At 62.7% G+C, this 21,642-nt stretch carries 17 protein-coding genes; 7 read left to right on the top strand and 10 right to left on the bottom strand.

The genetic code is table 11. The features are described 5' to 3' along the window. Positions 1 to 64 precede the first annotated feature (64 nt). Positions 65 to 2,455 (top strand): sensor domain-containing diguanylate cyclase, encoded by a 2,391-nt coding sequence (locus tag AC3WLP_RS24135; protein WP_017147806.1) that lies wholly within the window; start codon positions 65 to 67, stop codon positions 2,453 to 2,455. 127 nt (positions 2,456 to 2,582) lie between these two features. On the opposite strand, the gene dacB is transcribed toward AC3WLP_RS24135, so the two are convergent. The 8 genes from dacB to AC3WLP_RS24095 all read right to left on the bottom strand — a co-directional run bounded on the left by dacB (position 2,583) and on the right by AC3WLP_RS24095 (position 11,665). Next, the gene (dacB, locus tag AC3WLP_RS24130) at positions 2,583 to 4,037 is read right to left on the bottom strand and encodes a D-alanyl-D-alanine carboxypeptidase/D-alanyl-D-alanine endopeptidase (RefSeq protein WP_004576444.1); all 1,455 of its coding nucleotides are present in this window, start codon (positions 4,035 to 4,037) and stop codon (positions 2,583 to 2,585) included. Positions 4,038 to 4,237: 200 nt separating this feature from the next. After that, complete coding sequence (locus tag AC3WLP_RS24125) at positions 4,238 to 4,582, bottom strand: YggL family protein (RefSeq protein ID WP_003248695.1); 345 nt, start codon at positions 4,580 to 4,582, stop codon at positions 4,238 to 4,240. 41 nt (positions 4,583 to 4,623) lie between these two features. Beyond that, positions 4,624 to 8,256 (bottom strand): ATP-binding protein, encoded by a 3,633-nt coding sequence (locus AC3WLP_RS24120; protein WP_088513728.1) that lies wholly within the window; start codon positions 8,254 to 8,256, stop codon positions 4,624 to 4,626. A gap of 8 nt (positions 8,257 to 8,264) precedes the next feature. Continuing rightward, the gene (locus AC3WLP_RS24115) at positions 8,265 to 8,882 is read right to left on the bottom strand and encodes a response regulator transcription factor (RefSeq protein ID WP_003248700.1); all 618 of its coding nucleotides are present in this window, start codon (positions 8,880 to 8,882) and stop codon (positions 8,265 to 8,267) included. Between the two features lie 282 nt (positions 8,883 to 9,164). Continuing rightward, a complete protein-coding gene (locus tag AC3WLP_RS24110) occupies positions 9,165 to 10,496 on the bottom strand; it encodes a deoxyguanosinetriphosphate triphosphohydrolase (protein ID WP_014753953.1) in 1,332 nt (443 codons plus the stop codon). A gap of 144 nt (positions 10,497 to 10,640) precedes the next feature. Then, entirely contained in the window at positions 10,641 to 10,970 is a 330-nt protein-coding gene (locus AC3WLP_RS24105; protein ID WP_003248704.1) for a hypothetical protein, read from the bottom strand. Beyond that, the gene (locus AC3WLP_RS24100) at positions 10,967 to 11,341 is read right to left on the bottom strand and encodes a phage holin family protein (RefSeq protein WP_012053179.1); all 375 of its coding nucleotides are present in this window, start codon (positions 11,339 to 11,341) and stop codon (positions 10,967 to 10,969) included. The genes AC3WLP_RS24105 and AC3WLP_RS24100 overlap by 4 nt, the downstream gene beginning before the upstream one ends. A gap of 9 nt (positions 11,342 to 11,350) precedes the next feature. Beyond that, positions 11,351 to 11,665: an ElaB/YgaM/YqjD family protein gene (locus AC3WLP_RS24095; RefSeq protein ID WP_014753952.1), complete on the bottom strand. Its 315-nt coding sequence runs from the start codon at positions 11,663 to 11,665 to the stop codon at positions 11,351 to 11,353. Positions 11,666 to 11,977: 312 nt separating this feature from the next. Here AC3WLP_RS24095 and AC3WLP_RS24090 point away from each other — a divergent pair, with 312 nt between their 5' ends. The 5 genes from AC3WLP_RS24090 to AC3WLP_RS24070 all read left to right on the top strand — a co-directional run bounded on the left by AC3WLP_RS24090 (position 11,978) and on the right by AC3WLP_RS24070 (position 15,349). After that, the gene (locus tag AC3WLP_RS24090; RefSeq protein ID WP_003248712.1) at positions 11,978 to 13,186 is read left to right on the top strand and encodes an ammonium transporter; all 1,209 of its coding nucleotides are present in this window, start codon (positions 11,978 to 11,980) and stop codon (positions 13,184 to 13,186) included. Positions 13,187 to 13,259: 73 nt separating this feature from the next. Then, on the top strand, positions 13,260 to 13,499 hold the full coding sequence (locus AC3WLP_RS24085) for a glutaredoxin family protein (RefSeq protein ID WP_003248714.1): 240 nt from the start codon (positions 13,260 to 13,262) through the stop codon (positions 13,497 to 13,499). A 108-nt stretch (positions 13,500 to 13,607) separates the two neighbouring features. After that, positions 13,608 to 14,039 (top strand): D-Ala-D-Ala carboxypeptidase family metallohydrolase, encoded by a 432-nt coding sequence (locus tag AC3WLP_RS24080; protein ID WP_003248716.1) that lies wholly within the window; start codon positions 13,608 to 13,610, stop codon positions 14,037 to 14,039. Between the two features lie 65 nt (positions 14,040 to 14,104). Further along, a complete protein-coding gene (locus AC3WLP_RS24075) occupies positions 14,105 to 14,413 on the top strand; it encodes a hypothetical protein (RefSeq protein ID WP_003248718.1) in 309 nt (102 codons plus the stop codon). Between the two features lie 51 nt (positions 14,414 to 14,464). Beyond that, the gene (locus AC3WLP_RS24070; protein ID WP_088513729.1) at positions 14,465 to 15,349 is read left to right on the top strand and encodes a pseudouridine synthase; all 885 of its coding nucleotides are present in this window, start codon (positions 14,465 to 14,467) and stop codon (positions 15,347 to 15,349) included. A 236-nt stretch (positions 15,350 to 15,585) separates the two neighbouring features. Here the strand turns inward: AC3WLP_RS24070 and AC3WLP_RS24065 are convergent, their stop codons facing one another. Together AC3WLP_RS24065 and acnA are read right to left on the bottom strand one after the other, a co-directional pair. Continuing rightward, entirely contained in the window at positions 15,586 to 17,151 is a 1,566-nt protein-coding gene (locus AC3WLP_RS24065; protein WP_012053174.1) for a methyl-accepting chemotaxis protein, read from the bottom strand. 250 nt (positions 17,152 to 17,401) lie between these two features. Continuing rightward, positions 17,402 to 20,143, bottom strand: coding sequence for an aconitate hydratase AcnA (gene acnA, locus AC3WLP_RS24060; RefSeq protein ID WP_088513644.1), 2,742 nt, complete (start codon positions 20,141 to 20,143; stop codon positions 17,402 to 17,404). Between the two features lie 224 nt (positions 20,144 to 20,367). Between acnA and rlmM the strand changes: the two genes are divergently transcribed. Beyond that, positions 20,368 to 21,432 (top strand): 23S rRNA (cytidine(2498)-2'-O)-methyltransferase RlmM, encoded by a 1,065-nt coding sequence (gene rlmM / locus AC3WLP_RS24055; RefSeq protein ID WP_004577178.1) that lies wholly within the window; start codon positions 20,368 to 20,370, stop codon positions 21,430 to 21,432. Positions 21,433 to 21,642: the final 210 nt, after the last annotated feature.

Here is a 21,642-nt window from a genome sequence, read left to right as displayed (position 1 = left end):
CAATAGCTATAACTGAGGGCAGGGCAAGATAATCCGCAGGACGCTGACGTGACGAGATGGGTGTATGTCAAAGTGTGGCGTGCGTGCGCGGTTGCTTGGCTTGTGCACAGAGAGGGCGTCCGCCTGGGCGATGGCGCTGATTGCACTGGTGGCGGGCGGCTTGTTGACCGCCGCCTTGGCATTTGCCGCGCACACCTTCTACAAACAGCAGCTGCGCCAGCGCTTTGAGCTGCTGGCCAGTGAGCGCGCCAGCCGTATTGCCGAGCGCTTTGACGAACAGCAGCAGCGCCTGGACGGGCTGCGGCGGTTTTTCAGCTTTTCCAACGACATCAGCCCGCGCGAATTTGACGGCTATGCCCGGCCACTGCTGCAGCGCACCCTGGCCTATGCCTGGGCGCCGCGCGTCGAGGCTACGCAACGCGCCGAATTCGAGCGCCTGGCCAGTGCCCATACCGGCCCAGGCTACGTGATCCGGGACAAGGACGCGCAAGGCCAGTGGCGCCCGGCGTCGCAGCGCGACCATTACTTCCCGGTACTCTATACCCAATCGGGCGAACTGCCCGGGTTGCCCTACGGCCTGGACCTCGCTGGCCGAAGCGAGCCTCAGGCGGCCTTGGCGCGGGCGTTGGGGCCAGGCAGCATGGCGGTGTCCGAGCCATTGGCCCTGCTCGATACCCACTCGGCAGAGCGCGGCCTGTTGATGGTCGCGCCGGTATTTTCCGATGCCGACCCCCGCGGTGCTGCAGCGGGTTATGTGGTGGCCTTGCTGAGCATGCGCGAGCTGGTCAGCGACGGTCGGCCGGTAGCGACTGATGACAACCTTGTCGTGCGCATCACGGACCCGTCTGGGTTAGAAGGCCCCGTCGTGATGTTCGATTCGCAAAATCAGGTCGCGCCCTTGGCCCTGGCCAGCAATCAGTTGTTGCGCCTGGCCGATCACTATTTCCAGCTGAGCATTCAGCCGAGCCAGGCGTTCGTGCAGGCGAACCGCTCCTCGGCAGTGCTGGCGGTCGGTTTGTTGGGCGGACTGTTGAGCCTGTTGCTCAGCGTGCTGCTCTACAGCCTGTTGAGCCAGCGTCAGCGCGCCTTGGCCTTGGTCGCTCAGCGTACGGCCGAGTTGCAGGTCAGCGAGCAGTCGTTGCGTGGCACCCACAACCAACTGCGCAGTGTGCTGGATGCCGCGACCCAGGTGGCGATCATCGCCACCAACCTCAAGGGGGTGGTCAGCACGTTCAACGCCGGTGCCGAACGCATGCTCGGTTACGCGGCCAGCGAAGCGATCGGCCGCTTGCGCCTTGAAGACCTGGTGCTGCCGGAGGAGCTGAACCTGCGTGCCCAGGCCTTGACCCTGCGTTTTGGCCGCGCCATTGCTGGCGGCCAGGCGATGTTCGCTGAAACGGTGCAAGAGCACGGTGCCGAGCCTGGCGAGTGGACCTTGCTACGGGCCGATGGCAGCCAGCTGGTCGCCAACATGCTGGTGACTGCCATGCTCGACGAACAGGGGTTGTGGGTTGGCTACCTGGCCATCTGCATTGACGTGACCGAGCGGCGCCGGGTGCATGAGGCGTTGGCAGCGCGTGACCGGTTGCTGGAAAAGCTCAGTGCCGAGGTGCCGGGCGGTATCTACCAATATCGCCTGGATGCCAACGGCCATTCGTGTTTTCCATATGCCAGCATGGGCCTGTATGACATCTATGAGGTCGACCTGATGCAGTTGCGTGAGGATGCCTCGGGGGTGTTCGAACGTATCCACCCCGATGACCTGGAGCGCGTGCGCCGCTCGGTGCGCTATTCGGCCGAACACCTGTCACCCTGGCGCGAGGAGTATCGGGTCTGCCTGCCCCGGGCCGGACTGCGCTGGGTGCGTGGCGAGGCGACCCCGGAAGTGGGCGAGCAGGGCTGCACCCTGTGGCATGGCTACCTGACTGACATCTCCGACCTGAAGGGCGTGGAGGAAGAGTTGCGGGCGCTGTCGGTCACAGACTCGCTGACCGGTATCCATAATCGTCGCTACTTCCAGGAGCGGCTCAAGATCGAACTGGAACGGGCCCAGCGCGATGGCTTGGCGCTGGCGGTGATCATGCTCGACATCGATCACTTCAAGCGCATCAACGACCGCTTCGGCCATGCCGTCGGCGACCGGGTGCTGCGTAGCCTGTGCCAGCGCATCGGTCAGCGTTTACGGCGTACCGATGTGTTCTGCCGCTTGGGCGGGGAAGAGTTCATGGTGCTTTGCCCGGGCAGCGATGTCGATCAGGCGCGGTTGCTGGCGCTGGAGTTGTGGCAAGGGGTGCGCAATGTGCCGGTGGAAGGCGTGGGCCAGGTGACTGCAAGCTTTGGGGTGGCGGGTTGGCGGTCGGGCGAAGGCGCCGATGCCTTGCTGTTGCGCGCCGACGCCGGCGTGTATGCGGCCAAACAGGCCGGGCGGGACCGGGTGGAGGGGGAGTCGGCCTAAGCGCTGTCGGTTGCCGGTACCGAGCCTTTCGCGGCGAAAACCGCTACAGGTTGCACAGGTTTGGCAAGCCGTGCTCACCCCTGTAGGAGCGGGTTCACCCGCGAAAAGGCCAATACAGGCTAACCAATCAATTAGCTGCTGTACTGCCAGCCAGCTTCGGCTGGCGATACAGGTCAAGCAACACCTGATCCAGCACCTGCGAGGCACCCCACGGTTTAGGGTCGTTGAGAATCGCCGCCACCGCCCAGGTATGGCCGTTGCTGTCGCGGCTGAAGCCGGCAATCGCCCGCACAGTGTTCAGTGTGCCGGTCTTGATGTGCCCTTCACCGGTCATCGCGGTGCGCTTGAGACGCTTGCGCATCGTGCCGTCCATGCCCACCAGCGGCATCGAGCTCATGAATTCGGCAGCGTAAGGGCTCTTCCAGGCGGCTTTCAGCATCTCGGCCATTTCCCGGGTACTGACCCGTTCGGCACGCGACAGGCCAGAGCCGTTTTCCATCACCAGATGCGGCGCAGTAATACCTTTTTTCGCCAGCCATTGGCGTACCACGCGCTGAGCAGCACGGGCGTCGTCACCATCGGCATCGGTGCGGAACTGCGCGCCAAGGCTCAGGAACAGCTGCTGGGCCATGGTGTTGTTGCTGTACTTGTTGATGTCGCGGATCACTTCCACCAGGTCTGGCGAGAAGGCGCGGGCCAACAGGCGAGCACTCTTGGGCACATTCTCGATGCGGTCGCCACCCTGGATGTTGCCACCCAGTTCGTTCCAGATTGCGCGCACGGCACCGGCGGCGTAGGTGGAATGGTCGAGCAGCGACAGGTAGGTTTGCGAGTTGCAGCCGTCACCCAGTTGGCCGCTGACCGTGACACTGATGCCGTCGGCCTGGGGCACCGGGTTGTAGCGCACATCACCGGTGCATTTCTTTGAGGCTACCGGCTTGACCTGGTTGTCGATACGGATACTGGCAATCGGCGGCTCGACTGCGACGGTGACTTTGCCACCATCATTGCGCGCCACGAAGCGCAGGGCCTTGAGGTTGACCAGCAGCGAGTCGGGCTTGACCAGGAACGGCTTGTTATCATCACCGCCGTCGTCGTTGAACTGCGGCAGGTTGGGTTGCACGAAATGGCTGCGGTCCAGCACCAGGTCACCGGTGACGGTGCGCACGCCATTGGCGCGCAGGTCACGCATCAGCAGCCACAGCTTTTCCATGTTCAGTTTGGGGTCACCGCCACCTTTAAGGTACAGGTTACCGTTAAGCACACCGTTGCTCAGGGTGCCGTCGGTGTAGAACTCGGTTTTCCACTGGAAGGTCGGGCCAAGCAGTTCGAGGGCGGCGTAGGTCGTGACCAGTTTCATGGTCGAGGCCGGGTTCACCGACACATCGGCATTGAACACGGTCGGGGTGCCGGGGCCATCCAGCGGCAGCATCACCAGCGACAGCGCTGTGTCCTGCAGCTTGTTGGCCTTGAGCGCCTGCTGCACTTTGGCAGGCAGGGTGGTATTGACGGCGGCGTGGCTGGGCAAGGCAAGTGGCAACAGCAGGCCGGCAAGAACGAGGGGACGAAGCGTTTTGATCATAGTGAGTGAATACCCTGCGGCGAGGGAAAAGGGCTTTGGGGCTGTAAGAGATGATGGCCCCACGACGTAAACACTACGCATTATGCCCCAAGCGCAGCCGCGATGCGTCACGTTCGACGGAAAAGCATCGCCAATAAAAAGGCCACCCGAATGGGGTGGCCTTTTCAGCAATCAACCTTTCAGCTCGAAGCTGACAAGTATCACTCAGCCTTGTTGATAGGCTTTTCCGGGTACCAGGCATCCAGCAGCGGGCTGACTTCGATTTTGGTCAGTTCGCTGCGGCCTTTGAGCCAGGCTTCAACGGCAGCGCGCTGTTCTTCGCTGACCGAGCCGCGTTTGACCGAGCACACCAGGCCGAAATCGTCACCGCCTACATAATCCAGGCCGTTGGCGTCCATGGCTTCTTCCAGGAACGCGTCGAGGAAAGCATCGATTGCCTGGTCATCCAGATCTTCCTTGAATTCCAGGTTCAGCTCGAAGCCCAATTCCTGAAACTCGTCGACACACAGCTTCTTGCGCAGACGACGGGAGCGGTTTGTGGCCATGAAACAATCCTCTTAGGTAATAACGCCGCGCAGTCTACCAGTTAACACGTGTGGTTGCCTGCCTGAGTATCTCTGCTTGTGGCCAACTCCTTGGCCAGGGCACGCTCCACTCGGCACATATGCCGTGCCAGTACCTGGCGCCGCAGGCGCACCTGGGCAGTGGGCAAGTCGCTGGCTTCGAGGGCTTCACAGGCCGCCATCAGGTCAGGGGCTTCCAGCATGCGTGCGGCGCTGAGCACCTTATGGGCCTGCTCGGCAATGGCGCCGCTGTCGTGTTGCGGGTGAAGCGCCATCAGGCTGGCCAGATCGGCCTGAAGGCTCTGGTGCAGGGCCTCCAGGAAGCGCTGACGATCGACCGGGTCAGGCCCGACCACGGCGGCCAGGCCGTCCAGCTGGTACAGCTTGCGGCGGGGGCGTTGCTGGCGGCGCGGGCGAATGCCAGCCAGGCGCTGGCTGAGGGTGCTCAGGCTGATGGGCTTGAGCAGGCAGTCGTCCATGCCGGCGGTCAGGCACTTGCGGCGTACTTCCGGCTGTGCGTTGGCGGTATAGCCGAGGATGGTGCAGGGGGGGCGCTTGCCATGGCGTTCTTCGGCGCGCACGGCAGTCGCCAGCTGGTAACCGTTCATGTGCGGCATGTTGCAGTCGAGTACCAGCACATCGAAGTCGCCTTCCCGCCAGGTCGCCAGGCCTTCCCGCCCATCGCGGGCGCTGGCGTGCTCCAGGCCCAGGTAGCCAAGTTGTTGCGCCATCAGTTGCAGGTTGGCCGGGTGATCATCGATGACCAGCACGTTCAGCCGTGGGTCGGGCACGTCGAGCTGCTCGGGCAGCGGTTTCGGCTGCTCTGCGCCATCCACCCGTTGCAGCGGCATCTTCAGGCGCACCTGGGTACCGACATCCTCCAGGCTCTTCATGGACAGGCTGCCGCCCATCATTTCGCACAGGTTGCGGCAGATGGCCAGGCCCAGCCCGGTACCTGCGCGGGCGCCCTGGCTGTGCGGGTTGGCCTGGATGAACGGGTTGAACAGGCGCTGCAGGTCGTCGGGGTGGATGCCGATGCCACTGTCGCGCACCTCCAGCTCCAGTACGGCGGGTGTGCTGGTACCGTCATCCAGCAGGCTGACGCAGATGCGCACCTGACCATGCTCGGTGAACTTGATGGCATTGCTCACCAGGTTGGACAGCACCTGCTTGAAGCGCAGCGGGTCAAGCAGGACATGGCAGCGTGCGGCCGGGGCGATCTGCACCTCCAGGGCCAGGCCTTTTTGCCGCGCCTGGCCATCGAAAATGCGCGCCACCGATTCGACCAGCGCCGCCAGGTCGACCACCTCCGGGGCCAGGGACAAGTGCCCGGACTCGATGCGCACGATGTCGAGAATGTCACCGATCAGGCCTAGCAGGTCTTTGGCCGAATGGTGTGCCAGTTCCAGCGCGCTGCGGTCCACCCGGCCCTGGTCGGCGCGCTTGACCGCCAGCTCCAGCATGCCGATGACGGCGTTCATCGGGGTGCGGATTTCGTGGCTGATGGTCGCCAGGAATGTGCTCTTGGCGCGGTTGGCATCGTCGGCCTGCTGCTTGGCCTGGCGCAGCTCCATGACCAGTTGGCGGCGTTCGCTGATGTCGATCCAGCCGCCGATGATCCCCTGCACCTCACCCAGGGAGTCGCGGTACGGCAAGATCCAGTGGTAGATAGTCAATTCCCGGCCTTTGATCCGTAGTGGGCGGTCCTTGATCAGCGGCGAGCCTGCCGCCATGACCTTCTGGTAATCAGCCTGGATCTGCCGAGCCTGCTCGGAATCGGCAAACAGGCTGTCGTTGAGTTTTCTGCCGATCACCTGATCGGAGCGGGCCTGCACGGCTTCAAGGTAGCTGTAGTTGCAACTTTTCAGGCAACCCTCGCGGTCGCGCACATACATGGGGTGAGGCGTACCGTTGAGCAGGGCGCGCATGAATGCCAACTGGTCGTTCAGCGCGCGTTCGGCGCGCTGGCGCTGGCGAATCTGCAGCCGCAGGCGGGCATTCCAGAGCAGGGCCAGCAATAAAAGCACGACCGTGGCCAGCACCACCTGCAGGGCAAGGCGGCTGTAGCCTTTGGTGTTGTCATCCTCATGCCTGCCAAAGCCGCGCCAGCGGTTGTTGATTACCCCCAGCTCCTCGGGTGAGATACTCAGCAAAGCCTTGTCGAGGATAGACAACAGCGCCGGTGACGGGGCAATGGTGGCCATGGCGAAGTTGGCGGGTTCGCTGCCGACCGAGGTGCGGATGACCAGCTCGGGGTTGCTGGCCAAGGCGTGGTTGGCGTCGATCAGGGTGGTGATCACCGCATCGACGGCCCCGCTGTTGAGCAACGCCATGGAGTAGAACGCGCTTTCGGTCTCGACCCAGCTTATCTTTGGGTAGTCCCGGGACAGCATGGCGTTCATGGTGCTGTCCCGGGTAATGGCGATGCGATGCCCCTGCAACTGCTCCAGTGAACTCAGTGTGTTGTTGTCCTTGTGGTTGACCAGCACATAGGCGCTTTCGAGGTAGGGGCGGCTGATTTGCAGGTCGTCCCCTGGTTTCCCGGCGCTGGCCAGTGCGGCGATGACATCGGCCCGGCCATCCTTGAGGCGGGCGACCATGTCGGCAATGCCACTGGCGCGCTGCACTTCGAAACGCAACCCGGTGCGCAGGCGAATGAGTTCCAGCAGGTCGGCGGTGATGCCTCGGAAATGCCCCGAATCATCGAAATAGGACAGTGGTGCAGCCGCGTCATCGGCTGCCACGCGCATCACGGGATGCTTCTGCAACCACTGCTGCTCGGCCGCGCTCAATTGCAGTTGGCGATCGCTCAGCAACAGGTCGCTGCCGGCGCTCCAGCGTTTGAAGATACTGGAGCGTATGGCCGGGCTTTGCCTGTCCAGGATGGTGTTCACCAGGTCCAGCAGCACGGTATCTTGCTGACGCAAGGCAAAACCGAAGCCGATGGCCTCGTGTTTGCCGAAGTTGGCCATGCGCAGGCGGGGCAGATGACCACGGTTGAGCTGGTAGTGCGTGGAGATGGTGTCGCCGATGAACACGTCGGCCTGGCCGAATGCGACAGCATTCAGTGCCTGGCTGGAAGAACCAAAGGCCAGCAGCTCGGCCTTGGGGTAGGCGGTGAGTACTTCTTGTCTGGGCAAATAGTGGTAGAGCATACCCAGGCGCATGCCGGCCAGGTCCATGTCCAGCGCCCGTTTTTCGTCTTCACGCGTTACCAGTACAGGTTGGTCGACGGCATAGGGCCGCGACAGTGCCAGGCCGTCACTGGCCGCTTCGTAGCCATTGGCGCTGCCCAGCAGGTCAATATCCCCGTGCCGGAGCGCCTCCACCGCCGCCTGCCGGCTGGAGAAACGCAGCACCCTCACTGGCAACTGCAAGGCCATGCCGATCAGGCTTGCATACTCGGCGGTCAGGCCCTGGTAGTCGTTGCCGCCACCGGTGATGTCGAACGGCGGATAGTCGGGGGCCGACGTGCCCAGTACCAGTTCCTGCTGGCCTTCGAGCCATTGCCGTTGTTCGGGCGTGAGCACGGGCTGGACGGGGCGGGCCGATGAGCGCGCCAGTAATGTAAAGGACGCGGCTTCGCGATGGCCAGCCTGTGTCGCGCCGCTGAGCAGCAGCAGGACGAGCAGCAGGCGATTGATAGCTCGGGCCATGACCACGTTCAGACCAGCGCGTTGCGCTTGGCCATCTCGATCAGATCGACCAGCGTATTGACTTGCAGTTTGTGCATGAGGCGCTTCTTGTAGGTACTGACAGTCTTGCTGCTGAGGAACATGCCCTTGGCAATTTCCTTGTTGCTGCGGCCTTGGGCGAAAAGTTGAAGCACCATCAGTTCGCGGTCATTTACCTGGCGGAAAAGTTGCAGGTCGCTGTCGGTCGTCTGGTTGTTTTTTATTGCCTGGCTGGGGAAGTAGTTATAACCGGCCAGTACGGCCTTGATTGCACTGAGCAGTTCACTCAAGTCTTCCTGCTTGCAGACATAACCTGCTGCGCCCGAGTGCATGCAACGTACGGCAAACAATGCCGGGGACTGTGCAGTCAATACCAGAACCTTCAAGGGCAGGGCCATGCTCTGAAAGCGGGCCAGCACCTCCAGGCCGTCTAGCTTGGGGATGCTGATGTCAAGAATGACCAGGTCGGGGTTGCTCTCGCGGATCATTTGCATGGCGTCTACGCCGTTGTCCGACTCGCCGACAATCTTGTAGTTCTGGTTTTCCAGCAGCATACGGACGGCCAGGCGAATCACCGGATGGTCGTCAACGATAAATATGGAATGCATGTTCAACTTCCCTGCGGTCGATTGAGGGTGACAGTGGGCACCTTATCGCAGTTGGAAGTCGTCAGGCGTGCGAGGAATGGCTGTTAGGCTTATATGGGAAACGGCTTACAAGATAAAGCAAAATGGGCTACGGAATAGGTGTGGTTAACTCGCTGTCAAAGCGATTTTGGTAACTTTTCATTAGTTTTTATTCATGCCGTTTAGTGTGGTTACCCTCGGTGTAGGAAGTTTCCTGCAAGCGTGGTGCAGCGCCTGGCCGAGCCCGCGCTGCACCGACGCGTTTCAGGTCGGGCTGGAGCGCCCGGTCATCTCCCGGGCCATTTCGCTGGCATAGCTGTCGGTCATGCCGGCGATGAAGTCGATCATGCGCAGGAAGGCGCTGTGCAACGAGGCATGTGGGTCTGGCGCATTGTTGCCGATCAGGTCCAGCACCCTGCGACTCTTGAACGATGGCGTACGTCCACCGTGCTGCTCGAGGGCCGCACCGCAGAACGTGTTCAGCAGAATCTCCAGGGTGGTGTAGGCGCCGATTTCGTGCAGGGTCTTGCGCTTGTCCTGGAAGATTTTGTTGCGTGCCATGTCCTTGGCTTGCAGTACACAGCGTTTGGCTGGGCCATGCATGTGTTCCACCAGGTCGCCCGGCAGTTGCCCGGCCAGCAACGCCTGCTGCTGCTCGACGAAGGCGTGGGCGGCGGCGTTGGTCAGGTGTTCGATGGCCTTGCCGCGCAGTATTGCCAGTTTGCGCCGACGAGAATCGCGTGGGCCGAGCTGGCGGTAGGTTTCTGGCAGGTCTTCGCCGACCAGGTCAAGCAACAGCGCTTCGACTTCTGCGTATTGCAGCAGCTCCATTTCCAGGCCGTCTTCCAGGTCGATCAGCGCGTAGCAGATGTCATCGGCAGCCTCCATCAGATACACCAGTGGGTGGCGCGCCCAGCGCTGGTGTTCCAGCTGCGGCAGGCCGAGCTTGCGGGCGATCTGTTCGAGCAGGGGCAGTTCGCTCTGATAGCTGCCGAACTTGTGCTTCTTGTAGCCCAGGGCGTCGGCATGGCGGGCGCTCCACGGGTACTTGAGGTAAGTGCCGAGGGTGGCATAGGTCAGGCGGGTCCCCCCATCGAACTGGTGGTATTCCAGTTGGGTGAGCACACGAAAGCCCTGGGCATTGCCTTCGAAGTTGAGAAAGTCGGCCCGTTCGTCATCGCTCATGTCGTCCAGCCAGCCACGCCCGGCGGCCTGTTGGAACCAGTGGCGAATGGCGTCTTCGCCGGAGTGGCCGAATGGCGGGTTGCCGATGTCGTGGGCCAGGCAGGCAGACTGCACGATCATCCCCAGGTCACTGGGGGCGCACCAGTCCGGCAGGTTATCACGCAGGGTCTCGCCGACGCGCATCCCCAGCGAGCGGCCGACGCAGCTGACTTCCAGCGAATGAGTCAGGCGCGTATGGATATGGTCGTTGCTCGACACCGGATGCACCTGGGTCTTGCGGCCGAGGCGGCGGAAGGCACCGGAGAAAATGATGCGGTCGTGGTCTTTGTGGAAGGGGCTGCGCCCGAGTTCATCGGCGCTGTACAGGGCTTTGCCCAGCCGTTCGCGGGTAAGCAAGGTGTGCCAGTCCAAGGCGCGGTCTCCTGTCGTTCGAAGGCAGCAGCATACCCTGCAGGAAGCGCCGTGTGCTGCGAAGAAGAGGCCGGCCCTTTGATGCATTCGTATCGATCGTACGGGCCTCTTCGCAACACAAGGCTGCTTCTGCCGGGGCGAGCGTCAGGGGCGGCGGCCGCCTTGCAGGTAGAGGCGTACCAGCGGCAGCAGGGTGCTGCCCAACCGTACCAGGCGCGTCAGGTTGCCGCTGCGTACGCCTTTGCCGGTGAGAAAGCCCAGCGCCACCACAGCGCCGATGCCCCACAGTGGCGCATGCTTGATACCCAGGCCTTCATGTAGCGAGCTGCCCATGCCGCGCACGCGGCGCAGCGGTTCAAGCAACTGACCGGACTCATGACGGATTTCCTGGCGGTGCATCTCCATGCGCAGGCGCAGCAGCGCCTTGCGCAGTTCGCGCGGGTTACGCGTGTTTGGCAGTTCTGGCAGGCTCATGGCAACAGGCGCTCCCTGTCCTTGGCAAGTTCGTCGAGGGTGGCGCCGAAGGGCGATGATTCGTCGAACACCGCCGCCTTCAGGCGCACGCCGCAGTACAGGGCGGCAATGCCATAGAACACGCACAGGCCAATGATACCGGCCAGTCGATAGCTGTCCCACAGCAGCACCAGCAGCAGCCCGGACAGCGCGGTCAGCAGCAGCAGGGCGAACACCAGCGCCAGGCCGGCGAACAGCAGCAGGCTCAAGGTACGGCCCTTCTGCTCCTGCAACTCGATACCGAACAGTTCGATGTGACTGTGCAGCAGCCCCAGCATGGCCGCGCCCAGGCGCTTGCCCGAAGCGCCGGTGCCGTTGGCGTCATTCTCCATGGGTTCCCCTTAGCGCCGGTTGGCCAGCAGACCGATCAACAGGCCGACGCCGGCCGCGATGCCGATTGCCCGCCACGGGTTTTCCTGCACGTACTGCTCGGCGCTGCCAAGCGCTGCCTGACTGCGTTCACGCACCGAGTCCTGGGTCAGTTGCAGGGTTTCGCGGGCCTGGGCCAGGCGCTCGTGAATCTGCTCGCGCAGTTCGTCGGCCTGGTCGCCGGCCAGGTTGGCGGTGTCGGCCAGCAGCTTCTCGGTGTCGCGCACCAAGGCCTGGAAGTCAGCCATCAATATCTCTTGTGCATTCTTTGCCGATTTGCTGGCCATGGGTCTCTCCCTGTCGATGAGTGTTGGTAGTTCGAGTGACAGCACGCATGGAAGGTTCAAGTGCGGCTGCTGGTATGGGCCTTGCTAAGTTTTTGCCACGTTGCGGAGCGCCTGTAACCGGTTTTGCGCCGATTCAGGGCGCCCGCGCAGCGGATACCGATAAACCTTAACCCAATCCACGACAAACCCAAGAAAAAACCACGCAGGCTTCACCCCGCTCACCTGAACAGGGTAGGGGCTGGCACCGATTCGGTGCAGGGATGCAGGTTCTTGAACTGTCCTGGTGCCTTTTTCAGCAGGTCTGCCTATTTCATGGAAAACATGCACAGCGCTATGGACTCTCTGGTCCACGGTTCCAACACCCTGTTCATTCTCATGGGCGCCATTCTGGTGCTGGCCATGCATGCCGGCTTCGCGTTCCTTGAAGTGGGCACGGTGCGCCACAAGAACCAGGTCAACGCCTTGTCGAAGATCCTCAGCGACTTTGCCATCTCGGCGCTGGTCTACTTCTTTATAGGCTACTGGATCGCCTACGGAGTCAACTTCTTCCAGCCGGCGACAACACTGGCTGTCGACCATGGCTATGCGCTGGTCAAGTGCTTCTTCCTGCTGACCTTTGCGGCGGCGATTCCGGCGATCATCTCCGGGGGCATTGCCGAGCGGGCGCGGTTCGTGCCGCAGTTGTGCGCCACGGCGTTGATCGTGGCGTTCGTCTATCCGTTCTTCGAGGGCGTGGTGTGGAACGGCAACCTGGGCGTGCAGGCTTGGCTGCAGGCACGCTTCGGCGCACCGTTCCACGACTTTGCCGGGTCTGTGGTGGTACACGCCATGGGGGGCTGGCTGGCGCTGGCGGCGGTGCTGCTGCTGGGGGCGCGCCGTGGGCGCTACCGCGAGGGCCGATTGGTGGCGTTTGCGCCGTCGAGCATTCCCTTTCTGGCGTTGGGCTCGTGGATCCTCATCATCGGCTGGTTTGGCTTCAACGTCATGAGTGCCCAGACCTTGCAGGGCGTCAGCGGCCTGGTGGCGATCAACTCGCTGATGGCGATGGTGGGTGGCACCCTGTCGGCGTTGCTGGCCGGGCGCAACGACCCGGGCTTTCTGCATAACGGCCCGCTGGCCGGGCTGGTGGCGATTTGCGCAGGTTCCGATCTGATGCACCCGGTTGGAGCGCTGGTCACCGGCCTGGTGGCGGGGGCGCTCTTTGTCTGGACCTTCACCGCCGCGCAAAATCGCTGGAAAATCGACGATGTCCTGGGTGTGTGGCCGTTGCATGGCCTGTGTGGCGTGTGGGGTGGCATCGCCTGTGGCGTGTTCGGCCAGGTGGCGCTGGGCGGCATGGGCGGTGTCAGCCTGGTCAGCCAGTTGCTGGGCAGCCTGATGGGCGTGCTGGTGGCCTTGGCCGGTGGCTTTGCCGTGTACGGAGCCATTCGTGCGTTGCATGGCCTGCGCTTGAGCCATGAGCAGGAGTTCCAAGGCGCGGACCTGTCGCTGCACCGGATCGGTGCTACCAGCCAGGATTGAGCCAGGTCAGATGCAGGGTGGGCGTGGCGCGCCTAGAATAGGCTTCTGTGTATGCCAACCCGGGACCTGCCACATGCTGCCTGAATGTCAACTGTTCGGCACCCTCGGCTGCCACCTCTGCGAAGTGGCCGAGGCTGTGTTGATGCCTCTCGTCGATCATGGCCTGCTGGTAGAGCTGGTCGATATCGCCGAGAGCGAGCTTTTGTTCGAACGTTATGGCCTGATCATTCCGGTGCTGCGGCGCTGTGACAACGGCGCCGAGTTGCACTGGCCGTTCGATACCGAGCAAGTGGTGGCCTTTCTTGGGCAATGATGGCTGCAGAGGAGTTGCAACCCTGCTCCATGATCTGTGAAGCGAGCTGATGATCCGGTGGAGGCGCACCGTCGCCGGTAACCTTCTCCATCATCGGAATAGCTCGCCATGTTCATCACTCCACATTTCACCTTCGATGAAATGACCGTTTCCCAGCTCGCCGCCCGCGAAGGGTTCGATAATGCACCGCCCCTCGAAGCCAGGGCCAACCTGCAATTGCTGTGCTGTGCGCTGGAACAGGTACGTGCATTGTTCGACGCGCCCATCATCATCAGCAGCGGGTATCGCAGTGAAAGGGTCAATCGGTTGATCGGTGGCGCCTCCGATAGCCAGCACGTGCAAGGGCTGGCGGCGGACTTCACGGTGATCGAGGTCAGCCCGCGCGAGACCGTTCGGCGAGTCAGCGAAAGTACGGTGCCCTTCGATCAGCTGATCCTGGAATTCGATAAATGGGTGCACCTGTCGGTGACGCGCGGCACGCCGCGCAGGCAGGTGCTGACCCTGCGTAAAGGCAGCGGCTACCTGGCGGGGCTGCAATGAAGCGCATTGACGGCAGCAAGGGGATGTTCGTATGCTGTATATAAATACAGTATCGAGGTGAAGCCATGCTCAATGTCGAGCAACTCAAGTACAGCGTCAACCGCATGCCCGTGGATCGGGTGGCTGACGCCGTTCTGGAACTGCGCCTCGAAGGCCTGGTGACGGGCGACTGCACGCCGTTCGGCAAAGTCCACTTCAATACCTGCTTCGCCGAGATCGAGGCCTTGTTCCAGCGGGCCGGTTACCACCGAGGGCTGGATGTGGTGGGTTATGAGGGGTTGCTCTATGCACTCTACGACCCTGGCCGCTGGGAGCCGGTGCAGGTACTGCGCTGGCTGAAGGAGCGCTGCGAGGCGATGGCCCAGGCTGGTTGAGGGGGCGGGCTTGGGCGATAATGCGCGGCCATGAACGTCTCGAGCCCAGCCATGACCACGCCTTTCGACCCCGCCCGCCAGCAAGCCAGTACGGTGTGCCTGCCACCTGGTAACTGGGTGACGGTGCTCGATTGCTTGTGTGACCATTTCAAGGCCATCGACCGCGCCCAGTGGCTTGACCGCTTTGCCCGTGGCCGGGTGCTGGATGCCAACGGGCACGCAGTTGCCGCCGACCTGCCTTACAAGCGTGGCATGCGTTTGCATTACTTCCGCGAAGTGCCGAACGAACGGCCGATTCCGGTGCAGGAGGTGGTGCTGCATGTGGACGAGCACCTGGTGGTGGCCGATAAACCGCATTTCCTGCCGGTGACGCCGACGGGTGAATACGTCGAGCAGACCTTGTTGCGCCGCCTGATCCGTCGTCTGGACAATCCGCACCTGGTGCCGTTGCACCGCATCGACCGGCACACCGCTGGGCTCGTGCTGTTTTCCGCCAACCCGCACAGCCGCAGCGCCTACCAGCGGCTGTTCCCCGAGCGGCGTATCGACAAGCGTTACCAGGCCATTGCCGCTGCCATGCCGCAGCATACATTTCCGCTGGTGCACAAAAGCCGCCTGGTGCATGGCGAGCCATTTTTCCGCATGCATGAGGTGGAGGGTGAGGCCAACAGTGAAACCCTGGCCGAGGTGCTGGAGAAGAACGGTGAGCGATGGCGCTATGGGCTATCGCCCGTGACTGGCAAGACCCATCAGTTGCGTGTGCACATGGCGGCCTTGGGGGCAGGGATCAGCAATGACCCGTTCTATCCGCAGTTGCTCAATGAAGAGGATGACTACCAGCGGCCGCTGAAACTGTTGGCGCAGAGCCTGCGTTTCGAGGACCCGCTGAGTGGCGAAGAGCGCTACTTCGAGAGCCGCTTGCGGTTGGACTGGTAACACAGCAAGCGGGTTCACCTGCGAAAGGGCCGGGCCTGCTGGCCAATTTCCACCCGCCGTTCACCGTTGCCGCCGCTACCGTATTCGCGGGTAAACCCGCTCCTACGCACGCATCGGTGGTTCGGCACAGATCGGTGGCGGACGCACCTCGGTGGTTGAACACAGGCCGCTGTAGGAGCGGGTTTACCCGCGAACACCGGCAGAGCCGGTGTCACCCCCAGCGGAAGTCTCGAGCTTCAGCGGTTGAAGCGCTCCACCAGCGAATACTGGCTGCCCGCCGTGCTGGTCAGTTCTTCGCTCAGCAGTGCCGAGTGCTGCGCCTGTTCGGCGGTCTGGTCGGCCAGTTCGGCAATGGTGCTGATGTTGCGGCTGATCTCGTCAGCCACTGCGGTCTGCTCTTCGGTTGCAGCAGCAATCTGGGTGGCCATGTCGGTGATATTGGCTACCGCTTCGCTGATGCCTACCAACGCCTCATCGGCCTGCATTACCCGGTCGACGCCTTCCTGTGCCTGGCGGTGGCCGGTTTCCATGGTCAGCACTGCGTTACTGGCGGTCTGTTGCAGCTTGGCGATCAGGCCGTGGATCTGCCCGGTGGATTCGGCGGTGCGCTGGGCCAACTGACGCACTTCATCAGCCACCACGGCAAAACCACGGCCCATTTCACCGGCGCGCGCTGCTTCAATGGCTGCGTTCAGTGCCAGCAGGTTGGTCTGGTCGGCGATGCCCTTGATCACGTCGACCACGCCACCAATCTCGTCACTGTCCTTGGCCAGTTGCGTAACCGTCTGGCCGGTCTCGCCCACTGCCGCCGACAGACGTTCGATGGCCTCGCGGGTTTCTCCGGCAATCTGCCGGCCCTGGCTGGTCAGGCGGTTGGCTTCCTGGGTGGCATCGGCGGTGCGCTGCACATGGTTGGCCACTTCCTGAGTGGTGGCGGCCATCTGGTTTACCGCAGCGGCGACTTGCTCGGTCTCCACCCGCTGGCGCTCCAGCCCCGTAGAGCTCTTGTGCGCCAAGGCATCGGACTGGCGTGCCTGGTCGCTCAGGTGTTCGGCACTGTCTTGTAGGCGGGTCAGGCAGGTTTTCATGCGTGCGTCCTGGCTGAGCATGGCCATTTCCAGGCGCGCCTGCACGCCACGGCTGTCGGTGTACATCTGCGCGATCAGGGGGTCGGAAGTGGTTTGCTCGGCCAGGCGCAGCAGGCGCTTGAGGCCGCGCTGCTGCCAGCTCAGGCCGAGCAGGCCCAGTGGTACCGAAAGCCCAGCGGCCAAGGCAAAGCCCCAGGAATGACCCAGCCAGTTGCCGATCAGGAAGCCCACCTGGCTGATCAGGATGAACGGTAGCCAGTCCTGCAGCACTGGCAGCCACTTGTCGCGGCGCGGTACCGGTGGCTTGCCCTGGTTGATGCGCTGATACAGGGCCTCGGCACGGCGGATCTGCTCGGCGGTGGGCTTGACCCGCACCGACTCGAAGCCGACAACCTGGTTGTTATCGAAGATGGGTGTGACATAGGCGTTGACCCAGTAATGGTCACCGGACTTGCAGCGGTTCTTGACGATGCCCATCCACGGCTGGCCCTGCTTGAGGGTCTGCCACATATGGGCAAACACGGCAGGCGGTACGTCGGGGTGACGCACCAGGTTGTGCGGTGCGCCAGTCAGCTCCTCGCGGGTGAATCCACTGATTTCGATAAAGGCATCGTTGCAGTAGGTGACCACACCCTTGGCGTTGGTAGTGGAGATCAACCGCTGCTGGGCAGGGAAAGTCCGTTCTCTCTGGGTAATCGGCTGGTTGTTACGCATGGGTGATAGTCCGCAGGGCTTTCGACAGGTATCGGCAAGCCGCTGGCTTTATTGAATGGATATTTGGTTCATTGATTGCACTCAATGACGGGTAAGTCAGATGATGACCGAATGGATGGCCAAGGGCCAGTGCTGACGCGGGGGACTTGGAAGCGTAAGGCTTTGGGGCATAGGCGCGTATTAGACCGAGCGCCGCCTGCGCAGCGCTCGGTCTCGAGAACAGAACAAATCTACGGCCAGACGCTCCGTCTCAACCGGCGATCATCTGGCGCAACACATAGTGCAGAATCCCCCCGGCCTTGAAGTACTCCACCTCGTTCAGGGTATCAATCCGGCATAGCACCTCGATCTGTTCCTGCTGCCCATCCTCACGGGTAATGCGCAAGGGCAGGCTCATGCCGGGGCGAATATGTGCGCCGTCCAGCCCCAGTACATCGATCTGTTCCTTGCCGGTCAGCCCCAGCTGTTTGCGGTTGTGCCCGGCCTTGAATTGCAGCGGCAACACGCCCATGCCCACCAGGTTGGAGCGGTGAATACGCTCGAAGCTTTCTGCCAGCACGGCCTTGACCCCCAGCAGGTTGGTACCCTTGGCTGCCCAGTCGCGGCTCGAGCCGGTACCGTACTCCTGGCCGGCAATCACCAGCAGCGGGGTGCCCTCCTGCTGGTAACGCATGGCCGCGTCGTAGATCGACAGCTTCTCGCCAGTGGGCACATGCAAGGTGTTGCCGCCTTCTTCACCTGCCAGCATTTCGTTGCGGATACGGATGTTGGCGAAGGTGCCGCGCATCATCACTTCGTGGTTGCCACGCCGCGAACCGTAGGAGTTGAAGTCGCGAGGCTCCACACCCTGTTCCCGCAGATAGCGCCCGGCCGGGCTGTCGGTCTTGATGTTGCCCGCGGGGGAAATGTGGTCGGTGGTCACTGAGTCGCCCAGCAGCGCCAGCACCCGTGCGCCGTGAATATTGGCGATCTGTGGCGGCGGCCCGCCGATGCCGTCGAAGAACGGTGGGTGCTGGATGTAGGTGGAGTCAGCCTGCCACTCGTAGGTGGCGGCCTGTGGCACCTCAATGGCCTGCCATTGCGCATCACCGGCGAACACTTCGGCGTATTCCTTATGGAACATCGCCGTATCGACCTTGGCCACGGCCTCGGCAATTTCCTGCTGGGTCGGCCAGATATCACGCAGGTAGACCGGTTGGCCGTCCTTGCCTGAGCCCAGCGGGTCGCGCGTCAGGTCCAGGCGCACGCTGCCGGCCAGGGCGTAGGCCACCACCAGCGGGGGCGAGGCCAGCCAGTTGGTCTTGACCAGTGGGTGCACGCGGCCCTCGAAGTTGCGGTTGCCCGATAGCACCGAAGCCACGGTCAGGTCGGCGCTGCCAATGGCGTTTTCGATCGCCTCGTCCAGCGGGCCGGAGTTGCCGATACAGGTGGTGCAGCCATAGCCGACCAGATCAAAACCCAGTTGGTCGAGGTAAGGCGTGAGTCCGGCTGCCTTGAAGTAGTCGGTGACTACCTTGGAGCCTGGCGCCAGCGAGCTCTTGACCCAAGGTTTGCGTTGCAGGCCTTTCTCCAGTGCTTTTTTTGCCACCAGCCCGGCAGCCATCATCACGCTGGGGTTGGACGTGTTGGTACATGAGGTGATCGCGGCAATCACCACGGCGCCATCGCGCAGGGTGTGGGTCTGGCCCTGATGGCTGTAGTCGACTGCGCCGGTCTGGTCGGCGTTGCCCACTGCCACACCGCCGCCACCTTCGCTTTCCAGGCGGCCAACTTCTTTGGCCAGCGGCTTGGGCTGCAGCTCGATGAAGTGGTCGAAGGCTTGACTGACCTGGCCCAGCGCTACGCGGTCCTGCGGCCGTTTGGGCCCGGCCAGGCTGGCTTCGACGTCGTCCATGTCCAGGGCCAGCATGTCGCTGAATAACGGCTCCTGGCCGGGCAGGCGCCACATGCCCTGCGCCTTGCAGTACTGTTCGACCAACTGCACGGTCGCTTCGGGGCGGCCCGAAAGGCGCAGATAGTCCAAGGTGACCTGGTCGACCGGGAAGAAACCACAGGTGGCGCCGTATTCCGGTGCCATGTTGGCGATGGTCGCGCGGTCGGCCAGGGGCAACTCGGCCAGACCGTCGCCGTAGAATTCGACGAACTTGCCCACCACGCCTTTCTTGCGCAGCATCTGTGTCACGGTCAGCACCAGGTCAGTGGCAGTGATGCCCTCCCGCAGCTTGCCGGTCAGCTTGAAGCCGATCACTTCGGGAATCAGCATCGATACCGGCTGGCCGAGCATGGCCGCTTCCGCTTCGATGCCGCCGACACCCCAGCCGAGTACGCCCAGGCCGTTGATCATGGTGGTGTGCGAGTCTGTGCCCACCAAGGTATCGGGGAAGGCATAAGTGCGGCCGTCGGCCTCCCGGGTCCACACCGTGCGGCCCAGGTATTCCAGGTTGACCTGGTGGCAAATGCCGGTGCCCGGGGGGACCACGCGGAAGTTGTCGAAGGCGCTCTGGCCCCAACGCAGAAAGGCATAGCGCTCGCCATTGCGCTGCATTTCGATGTCGACGTTTTCGGCAAAGGCTTGCGGCGTGCCGTAGCGGTCGACCATTACCGAGTGATCGATCACCAGGTCGACCGGTGACAGCGGGTTGATCCGTTGCGGGTCGCCGCCAGCCTTGGCCATGGCGGCGCGCATGGCCGCCAGGTCGACCACGGCGGGCACACCGGTGAAGTCCTGCATCAACACCCGCGCCGGGCGGTACTGGATCTCGCGGTCCGAGCGGCGTTCGCCAAGCCATTGGACAATGGCGCGCAAGTCGTCGCCGGTGACGGTCGCGCCATCCTCCCAGCGCAGCAGATTTTCCAGCAGCACTTTCAGCGACATGGGCAGGCGCTGCAGGTCACCCAGCTGGCGGGCGGCCTCGGTGAGGCTGAAGTAGTGGTAGGTCTGGTCGCCGACCTTGAGGGGCTTGAGGGTGTTCAGGCTATCGAGCGAGGGCATTGCCAACTCCTTCTGCACCGGTGCCCGGCAAATATTCACGGTTTGCCGGCAGCACCGCTCTGTATCGGTCCGCACGGCACGGACCTGGCTGAATGGTCAGGTTAGACCGGTTTACGCTACCTGACCCTTTTCTGGACCGGCGGGGCGTGTCGCAGGTTCCGAACTTCCTTTATCATCGCCGCCCTGCCGGCGCCTGTGGTGCGCCAGCCGTCGTGGAGTGAGAGATGAATACCCTGTTCATGCATTGCCGGCCCGGTTTCGAGGGCGAGGTTTGCGCCGAAATCAGCGAACATGCCGCCCGCCTGGGTGTTGCCGGCTATGCCAAAGGCAAGCCGCAAAGTGCCAGTGCCGAGTTTGTCTGTAGCGAGGAGGGCGGTGCCGAGCGCTTGATGGGGGAACTGCGTTTCAACCAGCTGATTTTCCCGCGGCAGTGGGCACGTGGCGGTTACGTTGAACTGCCGGAAAGTGACCGCATCAGTGTGTTGCTGGCGCAGTTGGCCGATTTCCCGGTGTTCGGCAGCCTTTGGCTGGAGGTGCTGGACAGCAACGAAGGCAAGGAATTGTCCACCTTCTGCCGAAAGTTCGAAGTGCCGTTGCGCAAGGCCCTGGAGAAGGCCGGCCGCCTGGTCGACGACCCCGGTCGCCCACGCTTGCTGCTGACCTTCATCAGCGGCCGGCGGGTATTTGTCGGCGTGGCATCGGCCAGCAACAGCGCCTTGTGGCCCATGGGCATCCCGCGCCTGAAGTTTCCTCGCGAGGCACCTAGCCGTTCGACACTCAAGCTGGAAGAGGCCTGGCACCAGTTCATTCCGCGTGAGCAGTGGGAGCAGCGCCTGGGGGATGACATGACCGGCGTCGACCTGGGAGCCTCACCGGGTGGCTGGACCTACCAGCTGGTGCGCCGTGGCATGCTGGTGACAGCCATCGATAACGGGCCGATGGCCGAAAGCCTGATGGACACAGGCCTGGTCCAGCACTTGATGGCCGATGGGTTTACCTGGCAGCCGAAGCAGCCGGTAGACTGGATGGTGTGCGATATCGTCGAGAAGCCGGCGCGTACCACCTCGCTGATTGAAACCTGGCTGGGTGAGGGGCTGTGCCGCGAGGCGGTGGTCAACCTGAAGTTGCCGATGAAGCAGCGTTATGCCGAAGTACGGCGCCTGCTCGACCGTATGGAGGCAACATTCAAGGCACGCAAGATCAGGGTGTCGATTGCCTGCAAGCAGCTGTACCACGACCGTGAAGAAGTAACCTGCCACCTGCGGCGGCTCGACTTGAAGCCACGCTGAGGCCAGCACGTCGTTCTGTTTCTGTTTCTGTTTCTGTTTCTGTTTCTGTTTCTGTTTCTGTTTCTGCTTTTGCTGTTGCTTCTAAGCGCGCGATAGTTCAGGCGACGCAGATTGCGACTTCAGGAGGCCGAGTGCAGGGCTTGCGAAGGGAGGTGACGGGCATGGATGCCCGTCAAGCGCTGGGCCCCAGGATGGGGCCTGCAGCGCGGT

This window comes from Pseudomonas sp. FW305-E2 (genome assembly GCF_058782925.1).
This window is presented reverse-complemented; position numbering and strand designations above follow the sequence as displayed.